This is a genomic window from Photobacterium sp. GB-56, assembly GCF_003026105.1.
In the GTDB taxonomy this organism is placed as follows: domain Bacteria; phylum Pseudomonadota; class Gammaproteobacteria; order Enterobacterales; family Vibrionaceae; genus Photobacterium.
In genome coordinates, this window is the sequence record NZ_PYNW01000004.1 from 312,221 (window position 1) to 324,395 (window position 12,175).

14 protein-coding genes and 1 pseudogene are annotated in these 12,175 nt (G+C 37.4%); 5 read left to right on the plus strand and 10 right to left on the minus strand.

The features are described 5' to 3' along the window. The first annotated feature begins 164 nt into the window (after positions 1-164). Complete coding sequence (locus C9J42_RS07720; protein ID WP_005367917.1) at positions 165-374, plus strand: cold-shock protein; 210 nt, start codon at positions 165-167, stop codon at positions 372-374. Positions 375-467: 93 nt separating this feature from the next. On the opposite strand, the gene C9J42_RS07725 is transcribed toward C9J42_RS07720, so the two are convergent. The 3 genes from C9J42_RS07725 to hflX form a co-directional block, all read right to left on the minus strand. After that, a complete protein-coding gene (locus C9J42_RS07725; RefSeq protein ID WP_107301856.1) occupies positions 468-929 on the minus strand; it encodes a GNAT family N-acetyltransferase in 462 nt (153 codons plus the stop codon). Between the two features lie 111 nt (positions 930-1,040). Then, positions 1,041-1,613 carry an elongation factor P-like protein YeiP gene (yeiP, locus tag C9J42_RS07730; protein ID WP_107246668.1) on the minus strand — a complete coding sequence of 191 codons (573 nt, stop codon included), beginning with the start codon at positions 1,611-1,613 and terminating at the stop codon, positions 1,041-1,043. Positions 1,614-1,924: 311 nt separating this feature from the next. Further along, complete coding sequence (gene hflX / locus C9J42_RS07735; protein WP_107208167.1) at positions 1,925-3,268, minus strand: GTPase HflX; 1,344 nt, start codon at positions 3,266-3,268, stop codon at positions 1,925-1,927. 478 nt (positions 3,269-3,746) lie between these two features. Between hflX and C9J42_RS07740 the strand changes: the two genes are divergently transcribed. Next, positions 3,747-5,078 (plus strand): hypothetical protein, encoded by a 1,332-nt coding sequence (locus C9J42_RS07740; RefSeq protein ID WP_107292334.1) that lies wholly within the window; start codon positions 3,747-3,749, stop codon positions 5,076-5,078. Next, positions 5,071-5,406 carry a multidrug efflux SMR transporter gene (locus tag C9J42_RS07745; RefSeq protein WP_107246672.1) on the plus strand — a complete coding sequence of 112 codons (336 nt, stop codon included), beginning with the start codon at positions 5,071-5,073 and terminating at the stop codon, positions 5,404-5,406. The genes C9J42_RS07740 and C9J42_RS07745 overlap by 8 nt, the downstream gene beginning before the upstream one ends. A gap of 117 nt (positions 5,407-5,523) precedes the next feature. Here the strand turns inward: C9J42_RS07745 and C9J42_RS07750 are convergent, their stop codons facing one another. After that, on the minus strand, positions 5,524-6,126 hold the full coding sequence (locus C9J42_RS07750) for a LysE/ArgO family amino acid transporter (RefSeq protein ID WP_107246673.1): 603 nt from the start codon (positions 6,124-6,126) through the stop codon (positions 5,524-5,526). 393 nt (positions 6,127-6,519) lie between these two features. Between C9J42_RS07750 and C9J42_RS07755 the strand changes: the two genes are divergently transcribed. Next, entirely contained in the window at positions 6,520-6,810 is a 291-nt protein-coding gene (locus C9J42_RS07755; RefSeq protein ID WP_107208129.1) for a hypothetical protein, read from the plus strand. 297 nt (positions 6,811-7,107) lie between these two features. Here the strand turns inward: C9J42_RS07755 and C9J42_RS07760 are convergent, their stop codons facing one another. Together C9J42_RS07760 and C9J42_RS07765 are read right to left on the minus strand one after the other, a co-directional pair. Next, a complete protein-coding gene (locus C9J42_RS07760; RefSeq protein WP_107301857.1) occupies positions 7,108-7,425 on the minus strand; it encodes an antibiotic biosynthesis monooxygenase in 318 nt (105 codons plus the stop codon). A 186-nt stretch (positions 7,426-7,611) separates the two neighbouring features. Next, positions 7,612-7,911 carry a DUF3088 family protein gene (locus C9J42_RS07765; RefSeq protein WP_107246678.1) on the minus strand — a complete coding sequence of 100 codons (300 nt, stop codon included), beginning with the start codon at positions 7,909-7,911 and terminating at the stop codon, positions 7,612-7,614. Between the two features lie 15 nt (positions 7,912-7,926). Between C9J42_RS07765 and C9J42_RS21705 the strand changes: the two are divergent. Then, positions 7,927-8,069: pseudogene (locus tag C9J42_RS21705) on the plus strand (phage integrase N-terminal SAM-like domain-containing protein); the annotation flags it as partial. 189 nt (positions 8,070-8,258) lie between these two features. Here the strand turns inward: C9J42_RS21705 and C9J42_RS07770 are convergent. The 4 genes from C9J42_RS07770 to C9J42_RS07785 form a co-directional block, all read right to left on the minus strand. Next, positions 8,259-8,642, minus strand: coding sequence for a VOC family protein (locus tag C9J42_RS07770; RefSeq protein ID WP_107208126.1), 384 nt, complete (start codon positions 8,640-8,642; stop codon positions 8,259-8,261). Between the two features lie 52 nt (positions 8,643-8,694). Further along, complete coding sequence (locus C9J42_RS07775) at positions 8,695-9,501, minus strand: DUF6597 domain-containing transcriptional factor (RefSeq protein WP_107301858.1); 807 nt, start codon at positions 9,499-9,501, stop codon at positions 8,695-8,697. Positions 9,502-10,005: 504 nt separating this feature from the next. Continuing rightward, entirely contained in the window at positions 10,006-11,493 is a 1,488-nt protein-coding gene (locus C9J42_RS07780; protein WP_107301859.1) for a hypothetical protein, read from the minus strand. A gap of 16 nt (positions 11,494-11,509) precedes the next feature. Then, positions 11,510-12,121: a hypothetical protein gene (locus C9J42_RS07785; RefSeq protein ID WP_107208123.1), complete on the minus strand. Its 612-nt coding sequence runs from the start codon at positions 12,119-12,121 to the stop codon at positions 11,510-11,512. Positions 12,122-12,175: the final 54 nt, after the last annotated feature.

The window sequence follows — 12,175 nt, forward strand, 5'->3', positions numbered from 1 at the left end:
AATCGAAAATGGCTTAATATCAGCGTCCTATATAACAGGGCTATTTATGAAACAAAGTGAAAGAAAAACTTCGTTACACTGTTCAAACGTACACAGTTGTCCTGAAGCGCTTCAATATTCTTTTGTACATAAGTAACACATTAATTTATTTCAGGAGACATCACATGTCTAAAGCAACTGGTATCGTTAAGTGGTTCAACGATGAGAAAGGTTTCGGTTTCATCACTCAAGATAATGGCGGCGCTGACGTATTCGTTCACTTCCGTGCTATCGCTGGTGAAGGCTTCAAATCTCTAGCAGAAGGTCAAAAAGTTTCTTTTGACGTTGAGCAAGGCCAAAAAGGTCCTCAAGCTGCTAACGTTGAGCGCATCTAATCTACAACGAACAGTTGAAGAAGTAAGGGTATCTTTGGATGCCCTTTTTTATTTCCGTAGAAAATGATATCAAGCGACTTAAACAATATATGCCTACTCTTTACGATTTAAGCACATCTTAATTCTTGGTGAGCCACAACCAAAATAATCGTCTTCTTGCCCTATCTCTACAAAGCCTAGTCTCTGATATAGCTTTATTGCCGTGTTCTTTGGGTGCACAGTCAATAAAATTCGATTGTAATCAGCTAGCAGCGCTAATGCCTTATTCAACAACGCTTTTCCAACACCTTTCCCTTGCATCTTATTCGCAACCGCAATACCTAATATCCACGCATCGCTCTGCGTTTCTGTTTGTCTATTAAAGCTTGGGCTTGCAAGTACATAGCCTACTACATGTTCACATTCTGAAACGGCAACCAATAATCCACTTGGCCAACAATCATATGCCTGACGAAATAAAAAATCAGGATAACAATGTTTGCCAAATAGCTCACGCTCTAATTGGTATATCGCAGCAAGATCTGATTTTTCTGCTTGTCGTATTTGATATAGCACTATCCATTGCTCCGTGACGTCATGCAGCCAATAAAAAACCAGCCCATCGGCTTAACAAAAAGCTAGCAAGATGAAGGCTGGTTTTATCCAGTATAGATTATAAGTAACCTATTACTTGTCAGCGCGGCTCATGAACTTTTGCTCAGCCGTGTTAACTTTAATTTTTTCGCCATTCGCGATGTATTCTGGAACTTGAACCACTAGACCAGTTGAAAGTGTCGCTGGCTTAGTACGAGCACTTGCAGAAGCACCTTTGATTGATGGATCAGTTTCAACGATAGTTAGTTCAACTGTCGCTGGAAGTTCGATAGCAACAGGCGCGCCATCAACAGTAAGAACTTCGATACCTTTCGTATCTTCAGTGATGAATAGTAGTTCTTCTGCGATTGCTTCTTTGTTGAATGTGTATGGTGTGTAATCTTCATCATCCATAAACACATACTCTTCACCATCGATGTAAGAGAATGATGCTTTTGTACGACGGAAATCAGCTAAGTTAACCATTTCATCAGCTTTGAAGCTTACGTCTGATTTAGTACCAGTAGCTACATCATAAATACGCATTCTGTAAAGACTTGCGCCAGCACGACCACTAGGCGTTAGCTTACTAATTTCTTTAACAAGACCTACTTTACCGTTGATTTCAACAGCAGCAAATTTTTTAATGTCACTAGCCTTTGGCATGATCATAATTCCAAATAAAAATAGTGGTGAGAAATTACACCAAGATACAGATTTATAGCAAGTGTTATAGTAGTACAAACACTAATTTTTTGCGTTTACTCCCTAAGCTTGTTCAAAGCTTAAACAACCATAAACACTTTGCATAAAAAACCACGGTTTATCTGCTTTTGATATCCCATCCAACATTTGTGACAAAGGCTCAACCAACTGATTTCAAACATCAATCTAGAACTTTAATCCATCGTTATAAACAAGCAAACACACACAGCTATTTGCTCACTCAATAAAGTTTCTATATAAAGCTACATATGTCACTTTTGATATTCAGACATCCGTTTTTTCAAGCGTGCGAGTTCAATCTCATTAGAGCGAACAGTCAGCTTAATATGGTCATATTCATATTCTTCTTTCGTTACACTCATCACCGAACGAATATCCCCCATCAGCCCTTTTGCGGTATAAGGCACAATGATTTCTTCTTCTATCATCTCGTGTTGAGCTACATCGACAACGTATTGATGAAGTTTGGTAATATCTAGTGGATTACGGGTTGACGTCATCATAGCATCAGGAAATTCAGCCATTAATGCCTGTTGCTGATCAACACTTAATTGATCTGATTTATTCAGCACTAATAGTTTTTTTATACCATCAACACCCACTTCTTTTAGCACTTCATGAACAACGTCTAATTGAGAACGGAATGACACATCAGATGCATCAACCACATACAATAATAGGGAAGCGTCATGAGCTTCAGCCAAGGTTGAATGGAAAGATGCCACCAAATCGTGCGGTAATTTTTTAATAAAACCAACCGTATCTGATACTAAAATACGCGGTTGTGTTTCTGGTTTTAAGGCGCGAACAGTGGTATCTAGCGTAGCAAATAATTTATTTTCGCCTTCAACATCACTACCTGTTAATGCTCGCATCATAGACGACTTACCCGCATTGGTATAGCCAACTAACGCCACACAAAAAAGCTCTGAACGTTGAGTTCGACGCCCTTTCATTTCATCTTGAACGCTGACTAATTCACGGCGCAATTCCGCCAATTGATCGCGAATTTTACGACGATCAAGCTCTAGCGTTGTTTCACCCGCACCTTTACCCATTTGTCGCTCTTTATTACCGCTGGTGGATTCGCGTAAACGTGGCGCTAAATAATTAAGACGAGCAATTTCAACCTGTAGTCGTGCCGTTCGTGTACGAGCATGACGGCTAAATATCTCAATAATGATGCCTGTGCGATCAAACACTTCAACGCCTAATTGATTTTCCACATTACGTAATTGAGATGGGCTTAAATCACAGTCAAACACCACAACATCGGCAAGTACGCTGGGTAAATCATCGAGTGACACATCTATAAAATCAATGTCATCAAGAGGATCATCTTCACCATCGTCTTCAATAACACCAAGGTTTCCAGTTAACTGCGCGATCTCAGCCATTTTACCAGAACCAAGTACACTCATTTTTTTTGTTGAGCTTAGTTTTTGAGACTGTGTGCCAACAACTTTAAAGCCTAATGTCGTCACTAGGCGTGCTAATTCTTCTAATGAACTTTTTGCTTCATCGCCTTTAAATTGCGGCGTTTGGATTGAAATTAGTAATGCGTTGTTTTTTAACGGTTTTTGTGTTAACTGCATACTGAATGCTAATGCACTAACGTGCACCCTATCTTTATAATTACCTTCATCCTACGCTCTTATAGTCAGGCTTTATACAAGAAAAGATATTATTATTTAACATTCTTTCTATTTATTATTACGATAATAAAGATGTTGCTCTCTGTTTAAAGGTTCTAACGATTTATTTTAAATACCACCACGATATGTCATCGCATTTACCTAAGTATCCAGAATAAATTTAAATGATATATTGATGAATTATAAAAATATTATTTAAATACAACGTGACTTATTATGTAACAACTTACAATATTAGATTATATTATTGAATCACATAAGTAATATAAAACAATACCTTGATTAACATTCAACCATGTAATAATATCCGCGCCTTCGTTTTGAATATATCAATTAGTTTTAGAAAGTATCTTACTTTTAGCTTTATCTAATAGTTCTATTAGAACTCTAGATCACAAATAAAAAATTACGGTTCTTCATGTTACAAATAGCGATGCTACTTTTCGGTGCACCTTTCGTAAAAAGTAAAATATTTCATCTGTTAGGATTCAGCACCCTTTGGGGATTTGCTGGCCTTCTCATCTTCATTGATGGCCTTGACGGAAAAGTATTTGATTCCTTCAGTTACTTTCTTTTACTTGAAAGCTTAACAACTTTAATCGTAGCGCCTAGCGGATTGGGGTTGCACCGTAACATCCTTATTTTAAAAGGATTAATATTCCTTTGTTGCGCAATTTCGGCACTCGTAAATATCAAATTTAGCAATATTTTATTATCTGCGACTTTTGGTTTAACTTATATTTCTGTTGGTATTTTTAATATTGCATCCGCTTGGGTTGTTCGTTTTGCTCATTGGAAAAGAGCTATCGTGTGGGGATGTATTCAAATCTTTTATTCTATTTTCCTATTACAAAATTATAATTATGTTATTTCTTACTTTCTTGGGTTTATTATGATCACAGGAAGTATTCGAAGTATCATTGTTCTAATGAAGGTTAGTTCATTAAAATACAACAGCCCTATTTTTCAATTATTAAATAATAGTGGAAATGAATATATATCCACAACTGACAGCGTATATTCGATAAATAGCACAGAAAATAGAAATAATACGCAACCGTTAACAATACATATATGGACACCAGAGGGGTCAGCAGAAAACCCACATGTTCCTCGCCCCATTATTAATCGTTACATTGCAGCTACAGATGTAAACGGTGTTATTTCTACCGGTCATGCCGCATTAGAAGCAGGATTTGAGTGTTATATTAGTTTATATCCATCAGAAGATATTGATCGCTCACCTTCTGAGTTTATTCGCACTCTAAAAGCGACTCCTGAAAATAATGTGCTTGGCCGTTACTTACCGGATTACAAAACCGAAGCCGCTGAATGGTGTGAATCAAATGTTAAAATAGAATTTATTCAATATAACGCACTAACATTAAAGCAGTTCTGGCATCATTGTTATAAAAATCCTATTTATAATTTAACCTCCAATAACTGTTCAAGTAATACCGCTTATGCACTAGAAGCGGCATTAGACGGTGTCTTGTATAAAAAAAGCAGCAGTATATTCACACTTTTAAAACTGTTGTGCAGCCCTGAGTTATGGCTTGCAGCTCAAATTCGACATCGTGCAATGATGATGGCATGGACACCTGGTTTAACGATGGATTATAGCCGCGTGTTACACAGCATTGTTCAACCAGCTTCATTACCTTGGTATCAACGGTTATCACTTAAATATTCTTTGCAGCAAGCAATCAGACGCACACAAAACAATTTAGCGAGTAATTTTTATGACTAATGTATACCTGATACTCTTTATTTCTATAATTGCTGAAACGCTTGCAACAACCATGATGAAAGCATCTGAAGGCTTTACCCGACTCGCTCCCAGCCTTGTTGTACTAGTTGGTTACGCGATCTCATTTTATGGGCTTTCTCAAGTCGTTAAAATCATGAATGTCGGCATCGCTTATGCACTTTGGGCAGGGATCGGTATCTTTTTAGTCTCTACACTGTCTTATTTTGTATATCAGCAAAAGCTCGATTTTCCAGCCTTGCTTGGGTTAATCCTTATTGCCGCAGGCATCATCACGATTCAACTTTTTTCAAAATCTGTCATGCAGTAATAAACACATAAGCCATCAGTTCTGCAGCCATAACAAGTGTGGGCTGATATGGCTCGTTGATACCCGACCATTATTCCCATTGCTGTTCTCGGTGTAATTTGAATCACTCTAACCGACTCAAATACCGAGAACCAACGATGCTGCAATAGATAACATAATTACCCCTACCAGTATTTCTAACACCTTCCATGCTTTAGGCTGCTGAAATAATGGAGCTAATAAACGCGATCCATGGCCCAGTGAAAAGAAAAACACAAAAGATGCCGTGATAGCCCCCAGCGCGAATTGCCACTCATAAGGTTGATATTGGGTAGAAATAGAGCCAAGTAGCACGACTGTATCTAAATACACATGTGGGTTTAACCACGTAAAAGCCAAACAAGTCAGTATCGTTTTTAATAATGAACCTGATGTTCTTTGATCAATAAGCAAAGCATGATCCGTCATCAATGCCGATTTAAAACTCAACAGCCCATAAACCGTTAAGAAAATTGCGCCACCGTAACGCGCCACAGTTTCAATATCTGGATACTTACTGACAATAACGCCAAAGCCTGCGACACCAAAGCTAATCAATAATGCATCTGACAACGCACAAACAATACAGATGATAAACACGTATTGATTCTTAAGTCCTTGTTTCAATACAAACGCATTTTGAGAGCCAATTGCCAGTATTAAAGATAAGCCAAGCGAAAAGCCAGCAAGAAAGATAGTCATTACAGCACATCCATGTAAAAAGTGACGAGTATTAGGTTAATACTATTTATCTACGTAAGTTACAAAGTAGTTAATAATTCAGCAATGAATGACCACTTTACTCATAATTAACAGCGATAATCACCTTTCAATTATACCCAAAAAGAAAGATGTATACTTTTCATACAGAAATACATGCAAAAACACGCCTCTCTGGTTTTGTTCTTCAAAAACTCTAATTCACTATTTATTGATAATAATCAAGATATTAGTTAATCCCGTAATAATCCATAACAAACTTAACAATAATTAATTATCGTTTTACGATAATTTTTTATTTATTTAGTTTTGTTTTATAGCTATATTAGCAACCGAACCAACGCACAATATTCATTAAATTATTAGAGGTATATAATGAAAAAAGTATTACTATTACTAGCACTTAGCTCTGTTTCTGTTTTCGCACATGCAGCTCCAGCTAAACATTCTGAGCAAATGCTGGCACAAGTAGATAGCATTACCATTTATTCGGGTGACAATGTTGATAGCCAAAAACAAGCGGTTAAAACAATCAATAAAGCACTTGTACCAAACTTTGAAAAATGTGCAGTTTACTTACCGAAAGGTGCCTCAAAAGCAAGTACAACTATCACCCTAACTCGCGATGCTAATGGTAAAATGTCGCTTGATTGTGCTGGCCAATAAACCTGATACAAATAAAATACCGACCTGATGTAGGTCGGTATTTTTTTTATAAGTGTCTTTACCTAATAAATAATGAGGGTAATGGTGAATTAGCTGAATTGATAACTCATGTGAAGACATAATGTGTTAGGACGTTACTCTATTTAGACCAGTAGATATTTATTAGGGCAAGTAAGGCTATGTTCGACTTTCAGCAACACCCTTTATAATATTCACAATATTTACTTATATAAGGGAGGCTTCGGCTTGTTCAACACTTCGGATAGGTGTCGGCTACGCGACACATATCCTTATTTGTTATATGCCATAGTCTCGTTCTACCTTTGAAATACGAACCTTAAATGACTCATACCATAACTTACGACCGTATTTTTGAGCCTCTTGGTGCTCAGTATTCGCCTTCCAGTTTTTAATAGACTCCAAATCAAGCCAGTAAGAAACTGTAACCCCTAGATCTTCTCTTGCTGATTCAGCACCTAAATAGCCTGGTTGCTGTGCGGCAAGCTCAATCATCCTATTTGCAGTTTCGCTATAACCATTATCGCCCGTAGTACGAACTGAAGTAAAAATAACAGCATAGTATGGTGGCTTTGGGGTATTAACTAAAAGAGTCATCAATTATCCTTGACATATAACGCCTTGTTAGTTGCTTATTTCAATAAATAATGGTTACTTTCCCAGACACCATTATCTAAAAGTTATCCTGACTTAAAATTGTTAGCTAAAATATTCGACGAAGGAACCAAAATTTAACTGTTTTAAGTCCTTTTTTATTTTCTAGTTAGGCTTACTTTACTCTCATTATGGGTGTACCGCAGCCCCGCTAAATTCTCTTGCTAAATAATTAATAATTTCTGTTGGTTCAGTGATCGTCTTATTATTTTCAAGTATGAGTACAGGAAGCCATTGGTTTTCTTCACCCAATATATCCACTACTTCCTTTCTTGGTTTTGGAAACGCTATACGGCGAACTTCCACCATATCTTCCCAGTGCGTATTTACTGATAATGCACCTTCAATAAGTGCACAGTGTGAACAGATCCACATTTTCCCGGGACCATCTTCAAATGGCATGTTTAAAATAAATAATTTCGGCTTCATCAATAACTACTCTATGTTTTTGAACAATACCTTACTCATCTCACCTTGCAAGGTAAACGCCCCGCTACGATTGAAACTTATAGTCGTGCTCTACGTCGCATTAACATCAACTGGGTAAATAGCCAGACACCTTAACTACCGACGATCTGAAACGATATTTACACAACAGATCAAAACACATTCATGAAGTACCCATGATAATTGTTCGAAATGGCATCCACGCTTCAGAATTAAAAAAGGTTTTATTATAAATTAGAGTGTTACAATCACTGATTCACACCAAGGAGAGGTGTCGGCTATCGGTACATATCTCTTATTTGTTCTATTTTTAACGCATTATCTGTAGGTTACAAATGTTGAACGACGTCAATACTTAAACCTGCAGGATCTTGAATCATAAAATGTACTTGCCCCCATTCTTCTTCTTTTAAAGCCATTATAAGGTTGAGATCCATTTGCTTAGCTTCGGCATACGCAAAGGTAGCATCCTTGACTTCAAGCGAAATAACATACCCCTTAGAAGACATTATAGGATGAAGAAATTCAGGTTGGCTTGCGACGTTTGGTAATAGAAAACCAAGCTGGATATTATTATTAGGCGAGACCAAATGAAGGTAAAAATTTGAATCATAGAATACGGCGTTAAATCCAAAAACGGTCTCATAAAACTGCTTTACTGCCTCTAAATCACTCGTCACCATTACGGGGAACATAGCATCAACGTCTATCATTTTATTTACTCCTGAGATTAGATTATTAAAACAATATTATTATTCATTTAATTCAATCTGCCTTGTACAAAGCGGACATAGTCCTAAACTCGCTGGGAGTAACACCAGATATATTTTTAAATTCTCGATTAAAGTGCGGTTGGTCATAATAATAATACGCCCATACATCGACGAAACTCTCCATATTCATCGCACGTAATATTTTCTGAAAACGAAAAACCTTAGTGAATTCTCTAGGCGAAAGTCCTAAATATTGTGAAGTTAATCGACGAAGGTGCCGAGCTGATACACCAAATTCAGAACACTGTTTATTAGACAAATCAATACCAGATGTAATGCTTCGATCACAATACAAAATAAAGCGTATTAATCTACGATCAACTTCGCTAGAACCTATATTACCAAGTAATATTTGAGAAATAATTTCGCAACGTCTTTGAAATGACATTGCCTGATAAGCGTTATTGTATAAAGCACTTAATAAATGTTTGGGTAATAGGTCACTGATGATTGTTACATTCTCGTCATTACTCCATTGACTCAAAGGAGCCTGGATTATTCCTTGATGCCCTAATATACGAAACCGAATACCAAAATATGAAACAGGCCCTGTCATCTCAAATACTTTAGCCGAGCAGAATGGTGTTACAACAAAGGCGTCTTCAGGAAAAGTAAGATTAATTATGATGTCGACACAATTATCAGGGAGACTACGATAAAAATACTGACCATCAGGTACATTAAGTTGCCAAAACTCCTGCACCCAATTACTTAACGGTGGTATTGGTTTGAAAGTAATATAATAATTTGGATTATTTACACGACCTTGCAAGGAGTCATCATTAATGTTTATCAGCATAATTGAATATCCGCCTCTCAGAGAGTATAGGAAAAATATAGCGCGCTCATAACGGGCATCTTTAACAGCTAACCCACTGATTTATATAGATTAGTGCAACCTATAACTTTTAGTTCCTTTTCAGGGTTAAATCAGCTAAAAATTTAGTAAAGCCAACACAAAACACGCTATAGTTTTTAGCATGTAAAACTGTGGCCAGTATTTGTTGACCACTACAATTGAAGGTTCAATAACCTGATTAAGTATAGAAGCTCGATATAAGTTTAAACTGCGATTACTTAGCTTCACATTGAAACAAGTTATATTCGGATATTTGCTGCTCAGCAATACTTCTTAAGTTTTCAGGTAAGAAACTTAAGCAAAGATGGAGATACTCTTGTTCATAAAGTGTTGATTGAACACAAAGAAAGTAAGAAATGTATGTATTCTTATTAATACAAATTGAATATAAAAGCCACAAGCTTTCCATGAAAGCCTGTAGCTTTAATTCATTCTTTTATCACGCTAATAACTCAAGCCTAGCTCTTTAATGATAGTTTCTGAACGCTCGATACTGACAGTAATGCGAGATTCTAAACGTCCCATAATAAACTCATGGCGTTCTGCTTCATTAACACCAAACATGTCTAGTTTATCTAACATAAACACGACAAAAAGAGAGCCTAAACCAGAAAGTAATCCTGTCAATACCATACTGATAGTGCCAGCAAACGGAATCGTCCCTAATGCAGTAGCAATGGCTTCCCCTGCCATAATACCGCCAGTGATCACTAAACCCGTGGCTAAGATTTTAGTTGCTTCATGGGCTGCTTGTTTTGCTGTCATTCCTTCGGGTGGAAATATTAATGTTTTTAACGCTTTGGTTAATGACATAAAGCCTTCACGGATAATACGCACCATGTTTTTTCCTGTGCGTACAAACATGTTCAGTAATGCGGTAATGATTGAACTTAAAAAGCCTGACAACGCCCCTGCTGCAAACGCTTGAGCCACATTCTTCCATTTTGAAAGCAGTTTGTTTTTGATGTTATTAAGCCGAGAGATCAATGCATCCACCCACGACATTTCCAGTGCGTTACCTTTGAAACCATTATTAAATATATCTTTTACTTCTATGAAGGTGGCAGAAATAAACTCAGATAACAAAGCACCTAATGCTTGTTGTAAACCTTGTTGGCTACCCGCTTTTACACCATCTACCGCACCACGTTTAGCAACAAAAACGGTTTTACCAACAGGATTTGACGGTACATATTTCTCCGCGGCTTTTTCTGCTCTTGTATGTGCAGCGTTAGTGCGTCTTTTATCGGCTTGTTCATTGGTTTCTGAGAACTCTTTAAGATCCTTTTCACCTTTAGATCGGTTTAAACTGTTATGGGTAAATTCATGATTATCAGGATCAGCTGCAAATTGGCGTTTCTCAACATCTGATAACATATATGCCCCAGTTTCATGAAAGGCTTTTAGCGATTTAACATGGTCTAAGTCCATCTCAGATGCATCGTGATATTGACCTGTATACGTGTCTTTAATCTGCCCCTGCTCGTTAGTCGATTGCAGCTTTAGTTTTTTCCGTTGTGTATCAAACGATACACCTTCACCACCAGAACTCTTTGGTGATTTGGTGTAATCATCACGATTGTATTCAAAATTACGATCGACATTTTCTAAGTCAGCACGACTTAAATTAAGTGGGCTTAGCAGTTGATTGATCAAAACGTCTTTACTTGATTCAAACAACACATCGTATTTTTCTTTATTAAAATCACTATCTAGCATCTTTAATGATGCTTTTACTTCTGCTTCAGAGACATTAAGATCGTAGATCGGCGCTTTTTCTAACAGCGCATTATCAATAAACTCTTGATCAACCTGACGGGCTAACATCTGTTGCGATACTTCAGAATTTGCCAGTTCTTTAATATGGCTTTTCTCGGCATAATTACTGCGAAGTTGCTGTCTTTTCTTAAAGCGTTCCGATCTACTACTCATTTGTTACTGCCCTGTCTTACGCTGCTTTTACCAATGTATTCCATGCTTGTTCGAACGCTTTTTCATTCTCATGAACACGACCATCAGCATGCATCACCACTTCGATGATTTCGTTGTAAAGTTCAAATGAATTCAAGCCCACCTTTTGTGCTAGTGCAAACGCAGTATTAACATTTGGTGGGTTCTTAGCCATATCTTCGATTTTACGCTTCACGTGACTTGGTAATTCACTTGAAGACACACCCGCAATAAATTCATCAATCTCTTGGCGTTCTTCTAATGAAATTTCACCATCACAATTAGCACACGCAAGGCCAACTGCTTCCATTGCGATCAGTAAATTAAAATAATTTTCAGTTTCGTCTAAACGATTTTTTGCGTCTTCAAACGCAGCCGTTAATTTACTGTATTTAAGTTCCTGTTCAGCATTAGCTCGACGCTCACCACGGCGTTCTGCCTCTTCTTCACCGTCGTCCATTGCTGCGGCAACACCACCGGCGGCAGCACCAACACCACCCGCAATCGCTGCACCTGCTGCAGTAATTGCACCTACTGGTCCTGCAATTGGTAATGCCACTACACATGCAATCCCAGCGGCTGCGCCACCAATAACTTTCCAAAAGCTCATGTATTAACCCTTTTCAATATCAAGATATATGTTCAAATTGAGTCTCTATATTTA